Below are 22,144 nucleotides of genomic sequence, written 5' to 3'. Positions count from 1 at the left end.
ACTTCTTGATCACACAGGAGAAACACCATGGCGAAGCCGCCTGTGCGCAAGCCTAAGAAGAAGGTCTGCGCTTTCTGCAAGGACAAGGTCACGTACGTGGACTACAAGGACACGAACATGCTGCGGAAGTTCATTTCCGACCGCGGCAAGATCCGTGCCCGCCGCGTGACCGGCAACTGCACGCAGCACCAGCGTGACGTCGCCACGGCCGTGAAGAACAGCCGTGAGATGGCGCTGCTGCCCTACACCTCCACCGCGCGCTAAGGGAAGGGTGACCTACTCATGAAGATCATCCTCACCCACGAGGTCTCCGGCCTCGGTGCCGCGGGCGAAGTCGTCGACGTCAAGGACGGCTACGCTCGCAACTACCTGATCCCGCGGAAGTTCGCGATCCGCTGGACCAAGGGCGGCGAGAAGGACGTCGAGCAGATCCGTCGCGCTCGCAAGATCCACGAGATTCAGACCATCGAGCAGGCCAACCAGGTCAAGGCCCAGATCGAGGGTGTCAAGGTCCGCCTGGCCGTTCGCTCCGGCGACGCCGGTCGTCTCTTCGGTTCCGTCACCCCGGCCGACATCGCCTCGGCGATCAAGGCCTCCGGTGGCCCCGAGGTCGATAAGCGCCGCATCGAGCTGGTCACGCCGATCAAGACGCTGGGTGCCCACGAGACGTCCGTGCGTCTGCACCCCGAGGTGGCCGCCAAGGTCAGCATCGAGGTCGTTGCGGCGTAAGCGCCGCGCTCGCTGAAGCGGTATCCGGGGCCGCACCCTTCGGGGTGCGGCCCCCACTGCTTGCCTGGCGCCTCAGAGGGAGCCGAACCAGTCTCCGTGTGTGGAATGGCTGCCTGTTTCACGTGAAACAGGCAGGAAGCGGGGCGATGTTTCACCTAGCACGCGGGCGGCTCGACTCGGACCACGGCGCTGCCGAAACTGCATGACTCGAGCGCGGTCAACTTGCTCAGCGGGTCGCCCCCGTGACGATCCAGCGGCCTGAGCGGGAGCGAAGCCACAGTGTCAGCATGCGCATCGCCATCATCAGCGTCATTGCTCCCCAGAGTGCGGTCAGTCCGCCGCCGAAAGCCGGAACGAGAAGTGCCACGGGCGCGAAGACCGCGAGGGTCAGCAGCATCGCCCACGCCAGATACGGGCCGTCTCCCGCGCCCATCAGCACGCCATCGAGAACGAACACGATGCCGGAGATCGGCTGGGAGAGTGCCACCACGATGAGGGCGGGCAACGCGGCGTCCTGGACAACCGGATCGCCGGTGAAGAGCGGGATGAACACGGGGCGGCTGACGAGCACCAACAGTGCCAGCACGATGCCGGTGGCGATGCCCCACTGCACCATGCGTCGACAGGCCTCCCTGGCCCCTTGGGCGTCGCCCGCGCCGAGATAACGGCCGATGATGGCCTGCCCCGCGATGGCTATCGCGTCGAGCGCGAAGGCAAGCAGGGTCCACAGGGAAAGGATGATCTGATGCGCTGCGATATCGGCGTCTCCGAGGCGCGCTGCGACCCCGGTGGCGATCATCAGGATGGCCCGGAGTGAGAGCGTACGCACCAGCAGCGGTGCCCCGGCCTGGGCGCTGGCTCGTATCCCGGCGGCGTCCGGTCGCAGCGAGGCACCGTGCCTGTGTGCCCCGCGGACCACGACCCAGAGGTACACCGCGGCCATGCCGCACTGGGCGATGACCGTGCCCCACGCGGAGCCGGCGATGCCCAGATCGGCGCCGTAGACGAGACCCACGTTGAGGGCGGCGTTGGCAACGAAGCCCCCTATGGCGACGTACAGCGGAGTCTTCGTGTCCTGGAGTCCGCGCAGGACGCCTGTGGCGGCGAGCACCACCAGCATCGCCGGGATACCGAGTGCGGAAATACGGAGGTACGTGGTCGCGAACGGGGCCGCGGTGTCCGAGGCGCCGAACAGATTCACCAGTGCAGGCGCTCCGGGCAGGACGACGACCACGACGGCGGCGCCGAGAAGGAGAGCGAGCCAGATGCCGTCCATGCCCTGACGGATGGCGGCCCGCGGATCGCCGGCGCCCACTCGGCGGGCGACCCCGGCCGTGGTGGCGTACGCCAGGAAGACGAAGACGCTCACCGCGGTGGTGAGGAGGGCGGAGGCGACGCCGAGGCCGGCCAGCTGTGCGGTGCCGAGGTGGCCGACGATGGCGGTGTCGGCCAACAGAAAGAGAGGCTCGGCGACGAGTGCGCCGAAGGCCGGAACAGCCAGCATGACGATCTCTCGGTCGTGCTGTCGCCGAGCGGCCCTGGACGCCGCGGGAGCCTGTGTCATGGACATCAATCTAACCGTCCACAGGTAAGAGATGCAATGGGCGATTACCCCTTACTGTCGGCTCGCTCGGGCGTGTCGTGGCGGCTCGTTCGAGAGGATCTTGGTCTGGCTGTAAAAGTTTTTCTTCTGCACAGCCGGTGGATGGGAAAGTAGCAGGTCAGAGCCATTGGGTGCGGATGTCTCAAGGCTTGTTCACAGGCCTGTCCACCGTGTCGTGCACAGGTTTTGTGGAGTTCTCCACAGCATCAGGGCCGTCGTCCACATGGCCTGTGGATAACCAGATTGGCTGACGGTGCCGAGCGGCCTACCGTGGTGCGGCGCCCGCCCTGTCTTCAGGTCTCGGAATGCACGCAAAACCGACGTGCCAGAAGCGGAGTTGGGCCTCTTATTTGTCAGTGTCGTGCCGTAAGAAAGAGGGGCACGGCGAGGTCCGCTCGGGCGGACGGGAGGAGGTGGCCCGGTGAGCATTTCCGAGCCCTTGGACGAGCCGTGGGCCGACAGCGGACCCAGCGATCGTCTGCCCGCCTCCCGTCGCGGCAGCACTGGTGGCCGCGGCCGTGACGAACAGCACGACCGGGGCCGTGAGGACAGTGCGTGGGACGGCGCGGGGCCGTCGTTCGAGCGGGTACCGCCACAGGACCTCGATGCCGAGCAGTCCGTTCTCGGTGGCATGCTCCTGTCCAAGGACGCCATCGCGGACGTGGTCGAGGTACTCAAGGGCCATGACTTCTACAAGCCCGCGCACGAGACCATCTTCCAGGCCATCCTCGACGTCTACGCCAAGGGTGAGCCGGCCGACCCCATCACGATCGCCGCCGAGCTCACCAAGCGCGGCGAGATCACCAAGGTGGGTGGCCCCGCGTATCTGCACGCCCTCGTCCAGACGGTCCCGACGGCGGCGAACGCCGAGTACTACGCCGAGATCGTCCACGAGCGTGCGGTCCTGCGCCGCCTGGTCGAGGCCGGTACGCGGATCACGCAGATGGGGTACGCGGCCGATGACGACGTCGACGAGATCGTCAACAGGGCACAGGCCGAGATCTACGCCGTCACCGAGCAGCGCACCACCGAGGACTATCTGCCGCTCGGCGACATCATGGAGGGCGCGCTCGACGAGATCGAGGCGATCGGTTCCCGGTCGGGGGAGATGACCGGTGTGCCGACCGGCTTCACGGACCTCGACCAGCTCACGAACGGTCTGCACCCGGGCCAGATGATCATCATCGCCGCCCGTCCCGCCATGGGTAAGTCGACGCTGGCGCTGGACTTCGCACGGGCCTGCTCGATCAAGCACAACATGCCGAGCGTGATCTTCTCGCTCGAAATGGGCCGTAATGAGATCGCGATGCGTCTGCTGTCCGCCGAGGCGCGCGTGGCCCTGCACCACATGAGGTCCGGGACGATGACCGACGAGGACTGGACCCGCCTCGCGCGCCGGATGCCGGATGTCTCGGCCGCTCCTCTCTACATCGACGACTCCCCGAACCTGTCGATGATGGAGATCCGTGCCAAGTGCCGCCGTCTCAAACAGCGCAGCGATCTGAAGCTGGTCGTCATCGACTACCTGCAGCTGATGCAGTCCGGCGGTAAACGGTCCGAGAGCCGCCAGCAGGAAGTCTCCGACATGTCGCGAAACCTCAAGCTGCTGGCCAAGGAGCTGGAGCTTCCAGTGATCGCGCTGTCCCAGCTCAACCGTGGCCCCGAGCAGCGCACGGACAAGAAGCCCATGGTCTCCGACCTGCGTGAGTCCGGATCGATCGAGCAGGACGCGGACATGGTGATCCTGCTGCACCGCGAGGACGCCTATGAGAAGGAGTCCCCGCGCGCGGGCGAGGCGGACATCATCGTGGGCAAGCACCGCAACGGCCCGACGGCCACGATCACCGTTGCCTTCCAGGGGCATTACTCACGCTTCGTGGACATGGCGCAGACCTGATAAATCCGCTCGACTGCCGGTTCCGGGCCCGGTGGACTGGGACGCATGACAACACCTCAGGAAGAGTTGCTGCCCGCCACGCGTCGCGCCCTGCTGCACCGCATCGCCGTGGCTCAGGCCGAGGGGCGGGCGCCGTCCATGGTCGCTGCCGTCGTCCGCGGTGGCCGGACGGTGTGGACCGGGGCACGGACCTCCGTGGAGGGGCACGCTCCGGACGAGAACACGCAGTACAGGGTTGGTTCGATCACCAAGACGTTCACTGCCGTCCTGGTGCTGCGGCTCCGTGACGAGGGCGTACTGGACCTCGGCGACCCGCTGGAGAAGCACCTGCCGGGCACCGGCGCGGGGGAGGCCACGATTGCCGAACTGCTCGCGCACACCGCTGGCCTGGCGGCGGAGTCGCCCGCGCCCTGGTGGGAGCGAACCCCTGGCTCGCTGCGTCCGGAGCTCGCCGATGTCCTGGGCGAGCAGCCGCACCGGCATCCCGTGGGCCGCCGCTTCCACTACTCCAACACCGGCTACACGCTTCTGGGTGCCCTCGTCGAAGAGTTGCGAGGTGCCCCCTGGGAGAACGTGCTGCGGCGTGAGGTACTCGAACCGCTGAGCCTGCACCGCACGAGCGGCGACCCGCAGGCGCCCCATGCGGGCGGCTGGGCCGTACATCCCTGGGCGGATGTGATGCTGCCGGAGCCCACCGAGCACCTCGGACGCATGGCGCCCGCGGGACAACTCTGGTCCACGACCGGCGACCTCTCCCGCTTTGCAGCGTTCCTCGCCCGCGGCGACGACCGAGTGCTGAGCGCGGAGTCCCTACTGGAGATGCGGACGCCCGCCGCGCCGGCCGAGGCGGCGGATGTGGCCGCGGGCGTGGCGTACGGGCTCGGCATGAAACTCCAGCAGCGCGACGGCCGCTTCCTCGTGGGGCACAACGGATCCGTGCCAGGCTTCCTCGCGAGCCTCACGATCAGCATGGAGGATGACGTGGCGGCCGTCGTGCTGGTCAACTGCACCTCGGGGCCCGTCGCGTCGGATGTCGCCGCCGACCTCGTCGCCATCGTGGCGGAGGCCGAGCCCCGGATTCCCGAGCCGTGGCGGCCGCTGCCTGAAGTCGACCGGCCCGTTCTGGAGTTGGCTGGGCAGTGGTACTGGGGCACGCATGCCTTCGCGCTGCGGCTCGTGGCCGGCGGGGGTCTCTCGCTGGAACCGCTGTCGGGCAACGGCCGCCTGGGTGCGCGGTTCAGGGCGAACCGTGACGGCACATGGACCGGACTCGATGGCTATTTCGCGGGTGAGTCCCTGCGGGCCGTAAGACGGCACGACGGGTCCGCGGACCATCTGGACCTCGGATCGTTTGTGTTCACGCGGCAGCCGTACGAGGAGGGGGCTTCGGTGCCGGGTGGGGTGGACCCTGAGGGGTGGCGCGGGATCTCGTAGCCCCTGCGGAGCGTATGAGCTGTCTGTGTGGTGTTGGGTGCTGTTTCACGTGAAACAGCACCCAACACCACACAGACAGCCCGTCAGAGCGGCAACTTGAAGCCCACGTGAGAGGCCTCGAAGCCAAGCCGCTCGTAAAACCGGTGGGCGTCGGTGCGGGTGGCGTCAGAGGTGAGCTGGACCAACTGGCAGTCCTGGCGCTGGGATGTGTCGATCGCCCACTGGATGAGCCTCGTGCCGAGGCCGCTGCCGCGCTCGTCGGTGTGGATACGGACGCCTTCGATGACGGATCGGGTCGCGCCCTTGCGCGACAGTCCGGGAATGATCGTGAGTTGGAGGGTGCCGACGACCCGGCCCTCGCGTACGGCGACGACCAAGTGTTGATTCGGGTCGCCGCTGATGCGTTCCAGGGCTGTCAGGTAGGGCGTCAGGTCGTTCGGTGACTCCCGCTGGGCGCCCAGCGGGTCGTCGGCGAGCATGGCGACGATGTCGGGGACGTCGTCGGTGACGGCCGGACGTATTTCAAGATCTCCCATGGGCGCAGCCTATGCGGGCGTGCTCATTGACTCGACGACCCGGATGAGGGGGGCCAGTTCGGGAGTCTCGGCCGCCTTGTCGAGGGCCTCGCGCAGGGCGGCGTCGTTGGTGGGGCGTGCCTCTTCGAGAAGCGTGAGCCCCGCCTCGGTGACGTCCGTGTAGATGCCGCGGCGGTCGGTGGGGCACAGATAGCGCGCCAGGAGCCCCCGGTCCTCAAGGCGGGTGACCAGCCGCGTGGTGGCGCTCTGGCTGAGGACGACTGCGTCGGCGACCTGCTTCATCTGCAGATGGCCCCCATCGCCATTGTGCTGACGGCTGAGTACGTCGAGCAGGGAGTACTCGCGCACGCTCAGGTTGTGCTTGGTCTGCAGCGCGCGCTCGATGTGGACCTCGATCCTCCCGTGCAGCAGGGAGAGGGCGCACCAGCCCTGGGAGAGGGCGGTGAGTGCGGGGTCCGTCGCTGTCATGCGTCTTCCTCCGTCCCGGAGCGGCTGGATCCAGGATATGACACCGGAGCAATAGACGGCTTTTGCAGTTAGGGCGCGTCTGCAACTATTGTTGGCGCTGGCAAAGTGCTCCCGCAATCCACTCGGAAGGTGACACCCTTCATGCCTCTCGCGCTTCTGGCCCTGGCGATCGGGGCTTTCGGCATTGGCACGACCGAGTTCGTCATCATGGGCCTCCTCCCCGAGGTCGCCCAGGACTTCGGCGTCTCCATCCCCACCGCCGGCTGGCTGGTGACCGGCTACGCACTGGGCGTCACGGCGGGCGCCCCGATCATGACCGTCCTGGGCACCAGGATTCCGCGCAAGCGGATGCTGATGCTGTTGATGGGCTTGTTCATCGTCGGCAACCTGGTGTCCGCCGTCGCACCTGTCTTCGCCGTCATGCTGATCGGCCGTGCGATTGCCTCGCTCGCCCACGGTGCCTTCTTCGGCATCGGCTCGGTCGTCGCAGCCGACCTGGTGGCACCCGAAAAGAAGGCCGGAGCCATCGCGATGATGTTCACGGGACTCACTGTGGCCAACGTGGTCGGCGTGCCGCTGGGCACCTTTATCGGGCAGTCCGTCGGCTGGCGCGTCACCTTCGCCGTCGTCGCCGCCCTCGGGGTCCTGGGCCTGGCAGGCATCGCACGGCTCGTACCGGAGATGCCCAGGCCGGAAGGGGTGCACCTGCGCCATGAGCTGGCCGCCTTCAAGAACGTGCAGGTCTTGCTCGCCATGGCGATGACCGTCCTTGGCTTCGGCGGTGTCTTCGCGGCCATCACCTACATCGCGCCGATGATGACGCATGTCGCGGGCTACGCCGACTCCTCCGTCACCTGGCTTCTCGTCCTCTTCGGCCTGGGCATGGTCGTCGGCAACCTCGTGGGCGGCAGGTTCGCCGACCGCGCGCTCATGCCCATGCTGTACATCTCGCTGGGCGCCCTCGCCGTCGTCCTCGCGCTCTTCACCCTCACCGCGCACGACAAGATCGCGGCCGCGGTGACGATCGCGCTGGTCGGCGCCCTGGGCTTCGCGACCGTTCCACCGCTGCAGAAGCGCGTCCTCGACCAGGCGCACGCCGCCCCCACGCTGGCCTCGGCGGTGAACATCGGCGCCTTCAACCTCGGTAACGCGCTCTCTGCCTGGCTCGGCGGTCTCGTCATCGCCGCGGGTCTCGGTTACACGGCCCCCAACTGGGTCGGCGCCGCCCTCGCCGGGGCCGCCCTCGTCCTGGCTGTCCTCTCAGCCGCCCTGGAGCGCAGGGGTAGCGCATCCAGCACGGTCGTGGCCGGAGCTGGGACGGGCGACGGAGCCGCAGTGATGGGGAACGCCACCGAGCAACGGTCCGCTGTTCGGAGCTGACCCCCCGCGTCGGCTCCCCCAATCCCGGCCCGAAACTCGGCGCGGGGGCCACAACGGTCCCCGCGCTGCTTTTCGTGGATGCCCTCAGCCCGCCGCCACCGTCACGGGAGCGAACCGCCGGGTCCAGTCGCCCGGCAGTTCGGCGATCCCATAGGTCATCACCGCATTGAAGGCCATGGAGGTCAGCCCGCGGTCCTTCACCCACGTCAGCAGCTCGTCGTGGCGTACGTCGATGTCGGTACGCAGGGCGCGGTCGGTACGAGCGGCCAGGGAAGTGATGAGCGCCTTCGCTGTCTCCGTGTCCCGTGCGATGAGGGGACCGACGACGTGGGTGTCCACGTTGGGCCAGGCGGCCCCGTACCCGATGATCCGGCCGTTTTCCACGGCGACGTGAAGGTGGTCGACGAATGCCGGAAGGCGCGTGAGTACATGGGTGCGGTCGGCGCCGAAGACCTCTTCGTCGAGCCGGAGGATCGTGGTGACGTCCTCGGCTGTGGCCGGCCGGGTGGCGATCACAGGTGGCCGTCCGCCGGGCGTGAAGTGCCCGACTACCATCTCGGCCCGGCCGGTGACTTTGAAGCCCAGCTCCTCATAGAGAGGCCGGCCGTACGGCGTCGCATGAAGCGTCAGCGGGGTCGTGTCCGCCTCTGTGAGGACATGCTGCATCAGACGGCGGCCGACACCCTGACGGGCATGACGCTCGGCCACTAGAACCATGCCGATCGCCCCGAGATCCGGGCGGCCCGTTGTGCCGTACTCGGTGACGACGCAGGCGCTGACGAGGCCGCCGCCGGGGTCGTCGATGCCGTATCCCTTGCCCGCCGCGAGAAGCAGCCCCCATTTGTGTTCCTCACGGGGCCACCCCCGATCCTCGGACAAGTCGGCGCAGGCGGTGAGATCGCGAGGCGTCAGGCGGCGGATGGGGAGAGCGGCGAGAGAAGGTGTCGGCACGCAGGTCAGGCTGTCTGACCTGCGCCCCTGGCGTCCACCGGTTTGCGGGGACACGCATGAGCTTTTGGCCATGTACTCAAGACCACAGCAGGCGGACAGGTGTTTCACGTGAAACAACGATCACGCTCGTCGTGCCGACGGCACCTGATCTCCCTCACAGGTCAATCCGCCGACCTCCTGACCCGGCTGGTGGTGCGACGCTTCGATGTCTGGCTAGCACATGAATGGGTGTGCCGCGCCCAGCAGTTGAAGAAATCTTGACTTTCGCACGCTGTACAGATCGTGGTGAAGGAAGGGGGGACTTGTGTGTGGGACGTCTGCCGGTATGGTCGAGTCCGGTTCTTGTCCGGGGTGAGGTGTGCGCTCATCTCACCAGGGCATGAACGCAGGCCAATGAAGCGTAATGGGACGGAGAGATCGAAGACCCGCATTCTGCGTTAAGTGATCGGCCGCTGGTACACGGTGGGACGCTGCGGTGTGAGAACTGCGGTCCATCTCACTTGCCTACTTGTCCGTACGCGGCCGGAATCCGGGTTGAATGTGGCCGCTTGGCCGATGGGACCGAACGGGGAATGCAAGGCCGTCTGCGGGGGACAGCAGGCAACCTCCCGCCCGGGGGGTACGCAGAACGACCGAAAGAAGTTCGAGGCGAGGCACACCATGGACGCTCCGACCACCACGTCGGCCGATAACGGCACGTCCGGCGGCGACGGCGCGGGCGGCTGGTTCACCCCGCGTAAAAAGCCCACACCCGCCGGCGGAGAGCAGGAGACCGAGGGCAGCCGTCTGGCCGGGCTGCGCCCGCTCGGCCGGCCTGCGGAGGGTGAGCCCGCATCTGGCGGCGGCATCCCTGCAACAAGCGGAATCGCCGGTATTCAGGAACGAATACCGGACGAGGGCGTGCCGGCATCCGCCGAGGCCCCGCCGCCCCAGGCGACCCTCCAGCAAGAGCGTGTACCCCCCCAACGCTCCGCCTCCTCTCCCCAGGCCTCCCCGGACGCCGTGCTCATCCGGCAAACCATGGAAGAGATCAGCCCGGTCGCCGACAAGGTCACCTCCTACTTCTACGCCCTGCTCTTCGTGCGGCATCCCGAGCTGCGTCCGCTTTTCCCACCGGCGATGGACACCCAGCGCGATCGCCTCCTCAAGGCTCTGCTGATCGCGGCCGAACACATCGACAACGCCCCGGTGCTGGAGGACTACCTGCAGAATCTCGGCCGGGGACACCGCAAGTACGGCACCCGGCCCGAGCATTACCCGGCCGTCGGTGAGTGCCTCATCGGGGCGCTGAGCCGGTTCGCCAGCGCCATCTGGGACGAAAGGACCGAGGCGGCCTGGGTGCGGGCGTACACGACCATCTCCCAGGTGATGATCGACTCGGCGGCCGAGGACGAGCTGCGGTCCCCGCCCTGGTGGATGGCCGAGGTCGTCTCGCACGATCTCAGGACGCCGGACATCGCGGTCATCACCGTCAGGCCCGACCAGCCGTACCCATTCCTCGCCGGGCAGTACACGAGCCTGGAGACTCCCTGGTGGCCGCGGATATGGCGGCACTACTCATTCGCCTCGGCGCCCCGCTCCGACGGCCTTCTGTCGTTCCACGTGAAGGCGATCCCAGCAGGCTGGGTGTCCACTGCGCTCGTGCACCGGGCTCGCCCCGGCGACGTCCTACGACTCGGGCCGCCGGCGGGTTCGATGACGGTCGACCACACCACTGACAGCGGACTGCTGTGTGTCGGCGGCGGCACAGGCATAGCGCCCATCAAGGCGTTGGTCGAGGACGTCGCAGAGCACGGCGAGCGGCGTTCCGTCGAGGTGTTCTACGGCGCACGCGCCGATCACGACCTGTACGACATCGACACGTTGCTGCGAATGAAGCAGAGCCACTCATGGCTGGAGATCCGCACGGTCGTGGACCGGCAAGGGCTCCTGCAGCTCCCCGATGCCGTGCGCGAGTTCGGGCCCTGGAACGAGTACGACGCGTATCTCTCGGGTCCGCCCGGCCTGATCCGCAGTGGTGTGGACACGCTGAGGGGCATTGGCATGCCCTGGAACCGCATACGGCACGACTCGGTGGAGGAACTGGTCGCGGCAGCGGACTGAGGCTCGTCGGGCTCAGCCAAGGTCGGGCGCGTGCATCGCCCGGACGCCCTCGATGTTCCCGTCGAGGTAGTGCCGCAGGGACAGTGGTACGAGGTGGACGGACGCGATCCCGACCCGTGTGAACGGCACGCGCACGATCTCGTACTCGCCCAGAGGTTCGTCGACCTCGGGACCGTGCCGCTGTGAGGTGTCCATGGATTCCAGGCGGCAGACGAAGAAGTGCTGCACCTTCACGCCAGTCGCGCCGCCGTCCTCGCCGATGTGCTCGACGGTGTCCACGAAGCAGGGCACCACATCGGTGATCTTGGCGCCGAGTTCCTCGTGTACCTCGCGATGGAGCGCGTCGACGACGGTCGTGTCATCGGGCTCCACCCCGCCACCCGGTGTGAGCCAGTAGGGATCGACGCCTGGCTTGGTCCGCTTGATCAGGATCAGGTCGTCGCCATCGAGCAGGATGGCGCGGGCGGTGCGCTTGACCACGGGTCGGACGGTCATGGGAGAAATGTGGCCCGGTTGGTTCCACGTGAAACATTGCCCAGCCCCGGAAATGAAGCTCGGGACGATGCGTCGGAAAGAAGCCTGGGACGGGAGCCCCGGGAGAGACGAGTTCCGTGCTGCCGGCGCCCCGCTCCTGGGAGCGCACCCGCACGTCATGCCGTCATCGCGCCGACACGTGTGCCGTGTGCACAAGCAGTCTCCGGCGCTACGACCAGCCCGTGGCCGCCCGCAGCAGCCGCTCGTGTGCCCGCGCGATGTGCGGCATGGCCAGTGTGCCGGTCCGCACCACCAGGAAGTACGTGCGCAGCGGGGGCACCGCCGGTTCGAGGAGCGCCACGACGTCACCGCGCTCCAGGGCGGACGCGCACAGATAGCGGGGCAGCACGGCCAGGCCCGCGCCGGTGACGGCACAGGCGAGGACCGCGCGGAGGTCGGGCACGATGACGGTGCCCGAAGCGGCGGGCCGGGAGTCGAAGACGGAGGCCCAGTAGCGGGCGACGAAGGGCAGCGACTCGTGTACCTCGACCACCGGGAGGTTCTCCAGTGCGTGAGCGTCCTTGCGGCGCAGCTTGGCCGCACCGACACGGGAAGCCCAGCGTGGATCCGCGATCAGGACGTGCTCCTCGTCGCAGAGCGGAGTCGCGGTGAGCAGGGCGCCACGCGGACGTGCCGTTGTGATGGCCAGATCATGGTGTCCGGCGGCAAGCCCTTCCAGCGTCTCCTCGGCATTTCCGAACGAGGCCCGCAACGCAAAACCCTGCCCGCGGTCCCCGGTCAGCTCGGTGAGGGCGGGCAGGGCACGTTCGGCGGTGAACTCCGGTGGCCCGGCGAGGTGCAGGGTGCGTAAGGAGGAGTCCTCGTCCAGCCCGGTCTCGGTGATTTCGACCAGGGCGTCGAGATGGGGGGCCGCTTTGTGGGCGAGCTCGTCGCCGATCGTCGTGGGGGTCACCCCGCGCGCCTGACGCAGAAACAAGGGGCGTCCCAGCTGCTGCTCCAGCGTGCGTATCTGCGAGGTGACGGCCGGCTGCGAGAGACCGAGCAGTGCGGCGGCGCGGGTGAAGGAGCCGGCCCGGTGCACGGCGACGAACGTCCGCAGCAGGGCCAAATCCATGGTGCTCCCTCCCCTCCCATCCCCGGAGCGCCCAACTATAAATAAGTCGATAGGTCTCTGTCGCTACTGTGATTGGACACTGACACAGAGTCAACTAGCCTTGTTGACGCGGTTCTTCGCGCGCAGAACCGGGGGCGGTCCGAGCCACGAGGGGGGAGGTTCGGACCGCCCGATCCGCGTAGTGGGGTACCAGGCGGTAACGATCGGCTCCGTCAGCCCGCCGACTCGTCAAGGGCGCGCAGCACATCGGCCACCAGGTCGTCGGTGTCCTCGGCGCCCGCCGAGAAGCGGACGAATCCCTCGGGGACCGCGTCCCCGCCCCACCGGCCGCGCCGCTCGGCGGTGGACCGTACTCCGCCGAAGCTCGTGGCGTCGTCCACCAGGCGCAGCGCGTCCAGAAAACGATCGGCACGCGCGCGTGTGGGCAGCGAGAACGACACCACACACCCGTAGCGCCGCATCTGCTGCGAGGCGACCTTGTGCGCCGGATCGTCGGGCAGTCCCGGATGGCGCAGCCCGGTCACCTCGGGCCGCCCCTTCAGCGCTTCGGCGACGGCCAGGGCGTTGGCGCTCTGGCGGTCGGCGCGGAGGTGCAGCGTGGCCAGCGAACGGTGGGCGAGCCAGGCCTCCATGGGCCCCGGGATCGCCCCGGCGATCTTGCGCCAGCGCCGCACCGCCGTCAGCAGCCCCGCGTCGCGGCTCACCACGTACCCCAGCAGGAGGTCGCCGTGTCCGGTGAGCTGCTTGGTGCCGCTGGCCACGGCGAAGTCGGCCCCCAGTTCCAGCGGCCGCTGCCCGAGCGGGGTCGCCAGGGTGTTGTCGACGGCGACGACGCACCCACGCGCGTGTGCCGCCTCGGTGAGCCGCCGGATGTCGCACACGTCGAGACCCGGGTTCGACGGCGTCTCGATCCACAGCAGCTTCGCGCCGTCGAGAACGTCGAGCTGCGCGTTGCCGGCCGTCGGTGCCGTACGCACCTCGATGCCGTACGCCTCCAGTTGCTCACGCACCAGCGGCAGTGCCTGATAGCCGTCGTTCGGCAGTACCGCGACATCACCGGTGCGGAGCTGGGAGAAGAGGACGGCCGAGATGGCGGCCATGCCGGAGGGGAAGACGAGCGTCTCGGCGTCGTCCTGGCCCGGCGCCTCCAGCTCGGCTATGGCGCGCTCCAGGAGGGTCCAGGTGGGGTTCTCGTCGCGGCCGTAGGTGTAGGGGCCCGTGGGGTCGCCCGGCAGGTGGTAGTGGGCGGCGAAGACCGGGCCCGGGAGGGTGGGCTCGTGCTTGACGGGCTCGGGCAGCCCTGCCCGTACCGCACGTGTGCCGTCGCCGAAGACCGCCGAGTCGCTCATGCCGCCTGTCCTTCCACATGCTCCCGTACGACGGCGAGCAGGCCTGGGCTCGCCGCCTCCAGCATCTCAAGGCACTCCTCGAAGCCGTCCATGCCCCCGTAGTACGGGTCCGGTACGTCGAGGTCATCGCCCGCGGCGGGGTCGTACGAGCGCAGGAGCCGGACCTTCTCGGCGTCCTCCGGAGTGGGCGCCAGCCGGCGCAGGGCCCGCAGATGGCCGGAGTCGAGGGCGATCACGAGATCGAGGCGGGCGAACCAGGAGTCCTGGAACTGCCGGGCAACGTGCTCGCTCCCGTAGCCGTTCGCCTCGAGGACGGAGACGGTGCGCGGGTCGGCACCGTCGCCCTCGTGCCAGCTGCCCGTGCCCGCGCTGTCGACCTCGACCCGGCTGTCGAGCCCGGCCTCCTCTACGCGCGCGCGAAAGACGGACTCGGCCATCGGGGAACGACAGATGTTGCCGGTGCAGACAAAACAGACACGGTAGGTCATAGCGGGGTATTCAGTCCTCGTCGGGTAGGGCGAAGTGGAGGGCCCAGGAGACGATCGAGATGATCAGGCCGCCCAGGACCGCGGTCCAGAAGCCCTCCACCTGGAAACTCAGGTCGAGCTTGTCGGCCAGCCACGAGGTGAGCAACAGCATCAGTGCGTTGACCACCAGGGTGAACAAGCCGAGGGTCAGGATGAACAGGGGGAGGGTGAGCAGCTTGACTATGGGCTTGACCACGGCATTCACCAAGCCGAAGACGAGCGCTACGAGCAGCAGCGTCCCGACTTTCTGGACCGTGCTGTCACCGGTCAGAATGATCTTGTCGAGGACCCATACGGCGACCGCGAGGGCGCCCGCGTTGGCGATCGTCTTGACTACGAAATTCTTCATGTGTCTGATCGTGGCAGACGAGATCGGGCACGAGCACTGGGGCAAGGGGCGGACAAGGGCAATGAAGGCATTCCGGCTGGACGAACTGGAGGCGGAGCGCGCCGCCAATGACGGTGCCTACCTGCAGTTTCTGCGTGAGCGGAACATGTCGGTCGGTCTGTACGCGCTTGGCGCCGGTGAACACGACCCACAGAATCCGCACAACCAGGACGAGGTCTACTTCGTCGTGAGCGGCCGGGCCTCGCTCACGGTCGGTACGGAGACGACGCAGGTGGCGCGCGGCAGCGTCGTGTACGTGCCCGCCGGGGTGGCCCACAAGTTCCATCACATCACCGAGGACCTCCGGGTCATGGTGGTGTTCTCTCCGCCCGAGAGCTGAGGCGGCCCCGGGATTCCCTAGGGGAACGATCAGGGATGGACAAGGGGCGCGAGGCCCCCGGAGCCACCCTGTTCCGCCCTAGCATCGAAGGCAGGACATCACAGGACCCGGAGGCAGGCCCCGAACACGGGGCCCCGGGAGGCGACGGAGTAAGGACAAGGGCGATGCGGGAGATCTTCACGGGATTGCCGTGGTGGGTGAAGTGGGTCGCGGTGCCGGTCATCGCCCTGGTCGTGTTCGGCAGTCTGATATTGAGCGTGCTGCAGGTCGTCGTGGCCCTGCTCTTCAAGGTGCTGGTGTTCGTCGCTCTGGTCGGCGGGCTGATCTACGTCGTCCGGAAGTTCATGGCGGGCTCGTCGTCGCGCAGCGACTGGTGAGTCGTCAGCGTGCGGCGTGCAGTGACACGGAACCGAGTGAGCCGCCGGTAACGGTCGAGGTGCCAACAGGAACCCGAGGTTCCCTCGGGGGAGGGAAGTTTCCCGGCGGGGCCGTCTGCGGGGGATGACGGGCCGTTAAAGTCCGGAGCTCGCTGCGGGGGCGACCCCGCGGGCGGCGCACATCCCCCGTGTTCCCTCGCACGGGCGGCCCTCCTCGTGCTTCGGGAGTGACCCTTGGCCACGGCTGACACCGTACCCGCCGATCCGCAGACCCGGCCCACGACGCCCACCAGAGCGCCGGCTCCCCCCGTGCAGCCCCGTAGCTCACCCGGGGAGCCGCCCGTCCGACCGCCGGAGCCCCGTTCGCCCCGCATCGCGACAGCCACGGCGGTGCGCCTTCCCTCCCCGAAGCCTCCCCCGGCGCCGGCCGGGGAGACGCACCCCACCACTCTCATCGGCTCGGTGCAGCGCGCGATGCGGCTGCTGGAGGCCGTGGCCGCGCGTCAGCACGGGGCGCCTGCCAAGCAGTTGGCCCGGGACGCCGGACTCGCCCTGCCCACGGCGTACCACCTGCTGCGCACGCTGACGCACGAGGGCTATCTGCACCGGGACAAGGGGCTGTTCTTCCTCGGTGAGGCGGCCGAGCGGCTCAGCAGCAGCGGGGCGCAGCAGAAACGTCGCAGCACGGTGAGCGACGTCCTCGCGCACTGGAGGGACATCATCGGCGCCCCCGTGTACTACGCGGTCTACCGCGAGGGCGAGATCGAGGTCATGTGCGTCGCCGACAGCCCGGGAAATCCAGCGGTCGAGGAGTGGGCCGACTTCCGTGAGACCGGGCATGCGCACGCCGTCGGGCAGTGTCTGCTGTCGCAGCTCGGCGAGGAGGCGCGGAGCGATCACCTCGACCGCTATCCCGTGCGGGCGATCACTCCGTACACGGTGCGTGACGAGCAGGCCCTGTCATGGCGCCTCAACCGGATCGGACGGATGGAACCGGTGGTCGAGCGACAGGAGTACGCGCTGGGGACGGTCTGTGCCGCGATCCCCCTCACGCTGGGAACGACCGCCGCGACCATGGCCATTTCGCTGCCCCTCCATCAGTCCGACCGACTGCTGCCCGCAGCACGGCAGTTGCAGGACGAGATCGGAAGGCTACTGGGGACACTCGCGCTCTCTATCAGCATCTGAAAAATCACTCCTTGTGATCTCTCGTGTACTTTCAGCAAACTGCGGGCAGTGTCAGGGCTGATTCCCGGCCCGTCGATGGCAACTGACGAGGTAGGCGAATGCGCGAGTCAGTACAGGCAGAGGTCATGATGAGCTTCCTCGTCTCGGATGAGCTCTCCTTCCGGATCCCGGTGGAGCTGCGGTACGAGACGTGTGATCCCTATGCCGTGCGGCTGACCTTCCATCTCCCCGGAGACGCCCCTGTTACCTGGGCATTCGGGCGAGAGCTGCTGGTAGACGGCGTGGGGCGGCCGAGCGGTGACGGTGACGTCCATATCGCGCCCGCCGATCCGGAGGTGTTGGGCGAGGTGTTGATCCGGCTTCAGGTGGGCTGTGACCAGGCGCTGTTCCGGTCCGGCACGGCGCCGCTCGTGGCGTTCCTGGACCGTACGGACAAACTGGTGCCGCTCGGGCAGGAGCGTTCCCTCGCCGACTTCGAGACGCACCTCGACGAGGCTCTGGACCGCATCCTCGCGGAGGAGCAGAGCGCGGGCTGAGCCGCGCGCCTTGGGGGTGCCGTAACGCTTCTGCGTGCACGCTGCGGGGACTTCGTATGCCGGTGTCACTGCTTGCGGCGGCGCCCCCTCCCGGTGCGTGCCGGTGTCGCTGCCGCCGCCGGTGTCATTGCCGCCGCCGGCTGAGGAGTCGGGCGATCGGCCGAGACCACCAGCGCGGCCAGGGCAGTGGTCACCGGAACCGAGGCCACAAGGCCGATCGAGCCGACGAGCGTACGGACGATCTCCTCGGCGACCAGCTCGCTGTTGGCCACCGTGCCGACGCTGCTCTGCGCGATCGAGAAGAGCAGCAGCAGGGGCAGAGCGGCACCCGCGTAGGCGAGGACGAGCGTGTTGACGACCGAAGCGATGTGGTCGCGGCCGATGCGGATGCCTGCGCGGTACAGGCCGCGCCAGCCCATCGACGGATTGGCCTCGTGCAGCTCCCAGACCGCCGAGGTCTGTGTCACCGTCACGTCGTCGAGCACACCGAGTGAACCGATGATGACGCCCGCGAGCAGCAGACCGCTCATGTCGATCGACGGGTAGAGGCCGTGGATCAGGCCTGTGTTGTCGTCCGTGTTGCCGGTCAGTGAGGCCCAGCCGATGAACTGCGAGCCGAGCACACCGATCAGCAGCAGCGAGACCAGGGTGCCGAGCACGGCAACCGAGGTGCGGGCGGAGAGGCCGTGGCACATGTAGAGCGCGATCAGCATGATGGCGCTCGCTCCGACCACGCCCACGACCAGCGGATTCGAGCCCTGCAGGATGGCGGGAAGGATGAAGAACGTCAGCACCAGGAAGCTGATGGTGAGCGCGACCAGCGCCATGACACCGCGCAATCGGCCCACCGCCACGACGGCGAGTGCGAAGATCCCGGCGAGCAGCACCATCGGGAACTTCCGATTCACGTCGGTGACCGAGTACTGCAGGTCCTTGGGCGCCGAGGGTTCGTACGCGACCACGACCTCCTGGCCCTGCTCCAGCTGGCGTGACTGATCCGGCTGGACGATCTCGGTGAAGGTGCGGCCCTTGTCCTTGCCGGTGTCGACCGTGATCGTCGCCTTCTTGCAGGTGCCGTTTTCCTGCTGCTGAGCGGATGAACCCTCGGCGGTCGATGTGTCGCCGGTCGGGGGTGTCCCCGAGGCGTTCACGGACTTGCAGTCCAGCTCCTCGACCTTGGTGACCGTGGCCTGTTGTGTCTGCCGGTCGAAGCCGACGCCGGTGCGCTCGTGCGGTGGGGCGCCGCCGGGCCAGAGCACCACGAGGCCCACGACGACCGCCGTCGCGAAGGGGATGAGCACCGCGGCGATGACCTTGCGCAGGTGCCGGGAGACGGGGGCGGCGGGGCCGTGGCTGTGGGAGTGCCCGTGGCTCCCGCTGGAACCCGGGCCGTGCCCTTGCCCTTGCCCCTGTCCACCATGGGGCCCGTGACCGTCATCACCGGCACCGTGACCTCCGTCGGGGCCCCAGCCGCCACCGGATCCATGTCCGGCACCGGAGCCATGCCCGCCATCAGGGCCGCGTTCATGGCCGCGTCCAGGGCCATGTCCGCGTGAGGGCTCCGAGGGTGGGAGCGGGGGCTGTCGCATCCTGGTCACCGACCGATCATCGCAAGAACGGCGGGAGTCCACTGTTCACCGCGCCACATCTGCCGCTAGCGTAGAGGCACCTTTGCACACGCGGGAGCTCGGAGCACCGGGCTGAGAGGGCGCTGACCTCCGCAGACGCGATGTTTCACGTGGAACATCGCCGGGCGGAAACCGCTGCGTCGACCGCTGAACCTGTTACCGGGTAATGCCGGCGTAGGGAGTTCGGTCTCATGACCAACAAGGACGCACGCACACCTGTCTCCAGCCAGACGAACATCTCCAACCAGGCGAACGGGGTGTTCGCCGTATCTCAGGGCGAAATGCCGGAGGAGGAGGGGAAGCCCATCGGCTGGCACAAGGCGTACGTCGGGGGATCACGCCCTGACTTGCGGGTGCCGGTCCGTCAGGTGCACCTCACCAACGGGCAGTCGGTCACCTTGTACGACACCTCCGGTCCGTACACCGATCCGAGCCTCGATACCGATGTTCGCAGGGGGCTCCCCGCTCTCCGCGAGAACTGGATCCTCGCTCGCGGCGACACCGAGGAGTACGCGGGCCGTCCCGCCCGCCCCGAAGACGACGGGATCAAGCACACATCACCGCGGGGTGGGCTGCGCAATCTCGACGCGGTGTTCCCGGGGCGGCCGAGGCAGCCGCGCCGGAGCCGTGACGGCAAGGCTGTGACGCAGCTCGCATACGCGCGGCGCGGGGAGATCACGCCCGAGATGGAGTTCGTGGCCCTCCGGGAGAACGTCCTGCCCGAGGTCGTTCGCGAGGAGATCGCGGCGGGCCGGGCCGTGCTGCCCGCGAACGTGAACCACCCCGAGATCGAGCCGATGATCATCGGCAAGCGGTTCCTGGTCAAGGTCAACGCCAATATCGGCAACTCGGCGGTCACGTCCTCCATCGAGGAGGAGGTCGAGAAGATGACCTGGGCGACCCGTTGGGGCGCCGACACGGTCATGGACCTGTCCACGGGTCGCAACATCCACACCACGCGCGAGTGGGTGCTGCGCAACTCCCCCGTCCCCATCGGCACGGTGCCGCTCTACCAGGCGCTGGAGAAGGTCGACGGCAAGGCCGAGGAACTGACCTGGGAGATCTACAAGGACACGGTCATCGAGCAGGCCGAGCAGGGTGTGGACTACATGACGGTCCACGCGGGCGTGCGCCTGCCGTATGTACCGCTGACGGCCAACCGCAAGACCGGCATCGTCTCGCGCGGCGGCTCGATCATGGCGGCGTGGTGCCTGGCGCACCACAAGGAATCGTTCCTGTACGAGAACTTTGAGGAACTGTGCGAGATCCTCGCCACATATGACGTCACGTACTCGCTCGGTGATGGCCTGCGGCCCGGTTCGATCGCGGACGCCAACGACGAGGCGCAGTTCGCGGAGCTCCGCACTCTCGGGGAACTGAACCGGGTCGCGAAGCGTTTCCACGTACAGACCATGATCGAGGGCCCGGGGCACGTCCCGATGCACAAGATCAAGGAGAACATCGACCTTCAGCAGGAGATCTGCGATGAAGCGCCGTTCTATACGCTCGGCCCGCTGACCACCGACGTCGCGCCGGCGTACGACCACATCACCTCGGGCATAGGTGCCGCGATGATCGCGTGGTGGGGCACAGCGATGCTCTGCTACGTCACGCCCAAGGAGCACTTGGGCCTGCCCCATCGTGACGACGTCAAGACGGGCGTCATCACCTACAAGATCGCGGCCCATGCGGCGGACCTCGCCAAGGGACACCCGGGCGCACAGGAGTGGGACGACGCGCTGTCGGACGCCCGCTTCGAGTTCCGCTGGGAGGACCAGTTCAACCTGGCCCTCGATCCCGACACGGCCCGCGAGTTCCACGACGAGACGCTTCCCGCAGAACCCGCCAAGACGGCTCACTTCTGCTCCATGTGCGGCCCAAAATTCTGTTCGATGAAAATTAGTAAAAGCATCACAGAGCGGTTCGGTGGTGCGGCGGCTGAGGGGGCGTCGCCCGAGGAGATCGCTGAGGGGATGCTGCAGAAGTCGAAGGAGTTCGCGGAGGCGGGGAATCGCGTGTACCTGCCGATCGCTGACTGAGCCTCGCTGCGGGCGGTCCGTGCTTCGAAATGCCCCAAGGGCAAGTCGGTAGCACGGACCACCGTGTCTTCCTTGACGCGGGCCGCTGAACTGCTGGAGCCAACCTGCTCGCGGTACACGCGCGACAGGCGGTCACGATCGCCGGAGTGCCAGGCGTCATCGACGCGCATCGCGCGGGCATTCGGCCGCGAACTGCGGCGGAGGCCACGGTGCGCCGTTCTCAGGCAGCGGCACTCCGCACCTCCTGTCGGCGTCGTTCGGTGGCAGCGTCATCTAACCTCCCGCGATCGATGGAGGGGTCCCCCGATTCGGCGATACTGTTGATTCATGGCAGAGCACGGGAATGGAAAGGGCCACGGCCCGGGGGACAGGACCACTAATGACTTGAGTGGGCAAGTCGACGGGCCGGTGTTTCAAGGGCGTGATTTCGGCGATATCAACATCGGCGCCCAAATGCCTGAAGAAGCAGTTTCCTACTACCGCCGTATGCAAGAGCGCTTGGATGCTGAAGAGCGGGAGAAAGTTGAGCGCCGTGAGGCGGAGGAGCGCAACCGGCGGGAGCTGGCGGAGTCTAAGAGACGGGCGCACCAAGAGGCGTGGAATCGGCGGTGGGATGCTCTGGTTGCAGAGCGCGCAAGGATAAGAAAGCGCGTCGGAGTGGGCTTTTCCATTTGCGGGGGCGGGTTCTCTGTGTCTCTCGTCGGTGGCTGGGTTTTCCCTCACTCAACGTTCTTCGCCTTTGTGATCCTGCTTCTCTTGGTTGCTTCCTTCGTTGGTTTTGTGGTGGGGGCTCAGGGATTCCTTTCGCTGATCAGTAACCAACGAAATATAAACTCACATAAATCGGCCTAGTGTCGTGTGAATCCGCCGCGAACACGGCGGATCCCGGGCCGGGATCGAGGCGGGCATGGTGCAGAAGTCGAAGGAGTTCGCGGCGAGTGGGAACCTGGTGTATCTGCCGATCGCGGACTGAGCCGCGGGGTTCGATGCCCCGGCTCTCCGGGGCATCGCTTCCCTGAGAGCGGAGGAAGACAGCTCTTCGGCTCTCTCAGAGGGAGGGGC

22 protein-coding genes, 1 pseudogene and 1 riboswitch are annotated in these 22,144 nt (G+C 67.6%); of the genes and pseudogenes, 13 read left to right on the top strand and 10 right to left on the bottom strand.

What is annotated here, in order from left to right; all coding sequences use genetic code 11:
- The first annotated feature begins 27 nt into the window (after positions 1–27).
- Entirely contained in the window at positions 28–264 is a 237-nt protein-coding gene (rpsR, locus tag E0500_RS08730; RefSeq protein ID WP_003949403.1) for a 30S ribosomal protein S18, read from the top strand.
- An 18-nt stretch (positions 265–282) separates the two neighbouring features.
- Positions 283–729, top strand: coding sequence for a 50S ribosomal protein L9 (gene rplI, locus E0500_RS08725; RefSeq protein ID WP_131558452.1), 447 nt, complete (start codon positions 283–285; stop codon positions 727–729).
- A 226-nt stretch (positions 730–955) separates the two neighbouring features.
- Here the strand turns inward: rplI and E0500_RS08720 are convergent, their stop codons facing one another.
- Positions 956–2,299 (bottom strand): MATE family efflux transporter, encoded by a 1,344-nt coding sequence (locus E0500_RS08720; RefSeq protein ID WP_131558453.1) that lies wholly within the window; start codon positions 2,297–2,299, stop codon positions 956–958.
- A 454-nt stretch (positions 2,300–2,753) separates the two neighbouring features.
- Here E0500_RS08720 and dnaB point away from each other — a divergent pair, with 454 nt between their 5' ends.
- Both dnaB and E0500_RS08710 read left to right on the top strand, forming a co-directional pair.
- Positions 2,754–4,229 (top strand): replicative DNA helicase, encoded by a 1,476-nt coding sequence (gene dnaB, locus E0500_RS08715; protein WP_131558455.1) that lies wholly within the window; start codon positions 2,754–2,756, stop codon positions 4,227–4,229.
- Positions 4,230–4,274: 45 nt separating this feature from the next.
- The gene (locus tag E0500_RS08710) at positions 4,275–5,663 is read left to right on the top strand and encodes a serine hydrolase (RefSeq protein ID WP_131558457.1); all 1,389 of its coding nucleotides are present in this window, start codon (positions 4,275–4,277) and stop codon (positions 5,661–5,663) included.
- A gap of 83 nt (positions 5,664–5,746) precedes the next feature.
- Here the strand turns inward: E0500_RS08710 and E0500_RS08705 are convergent, their stop codons facing one another.
- Complete coding sequence (locus tag E0500_RS08705) at positions 5,747–6,199, bottom strand: GNAT family N-acetyltransferase (protein ID WP_131558459.1); 453 nt, start codon at positions 6,197–6,199, stop codon at positions 5,747–5,749.
- A gap of 9 nt (positions 6,200–6,208) precedes the next feature.
- Positions 6,209–6,667, bottom strand: a complete 459-nt coding sequence (locus tag E0500_RS08700) for a MarR family winged helix-turn-helix transcriptional regulator (protein WP_131558461.1) — start codon at positions 6,665–6,667, stop codon at positions 6,209–6,211.
- A 141-nt stretch (positions 6,668–6,808) separates the two neighbouring features.
- Between E0500_RS08700 and E0500_RS08695 the strand changes: the two genes are divergently transcribed.
- Complete coding sequence (locus E0500_RS08695; RefSeq protein WP_165934834.1) at positions 6,809–8,047, top strand: MFS transporter; 1,239 nt, start codon at positions 6,809–6,811, stop codon at positions 8,045–8,047.
- A gap of 84 nt (positions 8,048–8,131) precedes the next feature.
- On the opposite strand, the gene E0500_RS08690 is transcribed toward E0500_RS08695, so the two are convergent.
- Entirely contained in the window at positions 8,132–8,998 is an 867-nt protein-coding gene (locus E0500_RS08690) for a GNAT family N-acetyltransferase (protein WP_131558463.1), read from the bottom strand.
- Between the two features lie 660 nt (positions 8,999–9,658).
- On the opposite strand from E0500_RS08690, the gene E0500_RS08685 reads away from it, so the two are divergent.
- Positions 9,659–11,101, top strand: coding sequence for a globin domain-containing protein (locus E0500_RS08685; RefSeq protein WP_131558465.1), 1,443 nt, complete (start codon positions 9,659–9,661; stop codon positions 11,099–11,101).
- A 12-nt stretch (positions 11,102–11,113) separates the two neighbouring features.
- Here the strand turns inward: E0500_RS08685 and E0500_RS08680 are convergent, their stop codons facing one another.
- The 5 genes from E0500_RS08680 to E0500_RS08660 form a co-directional block, all read right to left on the bottom strand.
- On the bottom strand, positions 11,114–11,596 hold the full coding sequence (locus tag E0500_RS08680) for an NUDIX domain-containing protein (protein WP_131558467.1): 483 nt from the start codon (positions 11,594–11,596) through the stop codon (positions 11,114–11,116).
- Between the two features lie 208 nt (positions 11,597–11,804).
- Positions 11,805–12,710: a LysR family transcriptional regulator gene (locus E0500_RS08675; RefSeq protein WP_131558469.1), complete on the bottom strand. Its 906-nt coding sequence runs from the start codon at positions 12,708–12,710 to the stop codon at positions 11,805–11,807.
- A 212-nt stretch (positions 12,711–12,922) separates the two neighbouring features.
- The gene (locus tag E0500_RS08670; RefSeq protein WP_131558471.1) at positions 12,923–14,059 is read right to left on the bottom strand and encodes a cystathionine gamma-lyase; all 1,137 of its coding nucleotides are present in this window, start codon (positions 14,057–14,059) and stop codon (positions 12,923–12,925) included.
- Positions 14,056–14,547, bottom strand: a complete 492-nt coding sequence (locus E0500_RS08665; protein WP_131558473.1) for a low molecular weight protein-tyrosine-phosphatase — start codon at positions 14,545–14,547, stop codon at positions 14,056–14,058. The genes E0500_RS08670 and E0500_RS08665 overlap by 4 nt, the downstream gene beginning before the upstream one ends.
- A gap of 10 nt (positions 14,548–14,557) precedes the next feature.
- Positions 14,558–14,935 (bottom strand): phage holin family protein, encoded by a 378-nt coding sequence (locus E0500_RS08660; protein WP_131558475.1) that lies wholly within the window; start codon positions 14,933–14,935, stop codon positions 14,558–14,560.
- A 61-nt stretch (positions 14,936–14,996) separates the two neighbouring features.
- Between E0500_RS08660 and E0500_RS08655 the strand changes: the two genes are divergently transcribed.
- The 4 genes from E0500_RS08655 to E0500_RS08640 all read left to right on the top strand — a co-directional run bounded on the left by E0500_RS08655 (position 14,997) and on the right by E0500_RS08640 (position 17,415).
- Positions 14,997–15,314 (top strand): cupin domain-containing protein, encoded by a 318-nt coding sequence (locus E0500_RS08655; protein WP_131558566.1) that lies wholly within the window; start codon positions 14,997–14,999, stop codon positions 15,312–15,314.
- 164 nt (positions 15,315–15,478) lie between these two features.
- Positions 15,479–15,691 (top strand): DUF5326 family protein, encoded by a 213-nt coding sequence (locus tag E0500_RS08650; RefSeq protein WP_131558477.1) that lies wholly within the window; start codon positions 15,479–15,481, stop codon positions 15,689–15,691.
- A 390-nt stretch (positions 15,692–16,081) separates the two neighbouring features.
- Positions 16,082–16,879 (top strand): helix-turn-helix domain-containing protein, encoded by a 798-nt coding sequence (locus E0500_RS08645; RefSeq protein ID WP_309505000.1) that lies wholly within the window; start codon positions 16,082–16,084, stop codon positions 16,877–16,879.
- 98 nt (positions 16,880–16,977) lie between these two features.
- Entirely contained in the window at positions 16,978–17,415 is a 438-nt protein-coding gene (locus E0500_RS08640; RefSeq protein WP_131558479.1) for an SsgA family sporulation/cell division regulator, read from the top strand.
- A gap of 65 nt (positions 17,416–17,480) precedes the next feature.
- Here the strand turns inward: E0500_RS08640 and E0500_RS08635 are convergent, their stop codons facing one another.
- On the bottom strand, positions 17,481–19,013 hold the full coding sequence (locus tag E0500_RS08635; RefSeq protein ID WP_165934835.1) for a YibE/F family protein: 1,533 nt from the start codon (positions 19,011–19,013) through the stop codon (positions 17,481–17,483).
- A gap of 71 nt (positions 19,014–19,084) precedes the next feature.
- Positions 19,085–19,241, top strand: a riboswitch (TPP riboswitch).
- Between E0500_RS08635 and thiC the strand changes: the two genes are divergently transcribed.
- The 3 genes and pseudogenes from thiC to E0500_RS43630 form a co-directional block, all read left to right on the top strand.
- Entirely contained in the window at positions 19,235–21,082 is a 1,848-nt protein-coding gene (thiC, locus tag E0500_RS08630; RefSeq protein ID WP_131558481.1) for a phosphomethylpyrimidine synthase ThiC, read from the top strand. Its footprint overlaps the riboswitch before it by 7 nt.
- A 327-nt stretch (positions 21,083–21,409) precedes the next feature.
- A complete protein-coding gene (locus E0500_RS08625; RefSeq protein ID WP_131558483.1) occupies positions 21,410–21,934 on the top strand; it encodes a hypothetical protein in 525 nt (174 codons plus the stop codon).
- 10 nt (positions 21,935–21,944) lie between these two features.
- Positions 21,945–22,055: pseudogene (locus E0500_RS43630) on the top strand (thiamine biosynthesis protein ThiC); the annotation flags it as partial.
- Positions 22,056–22,144 lie beyond the last annotated feature (89 nt).

Source organism: Streptomyces sp. KM273126 (assembly GCF_004337435.2).
Taxonomy (GTDB): domain Bacteria; phylum Actinomycetota; class Actinomycetes; order Streptomycetales; family Streptomycetaceae; genus Streptomyces; species Streptomyces acidicola.
This window is presented reverse-complemented; position numbering and strand designations above follow the sequence as displayed.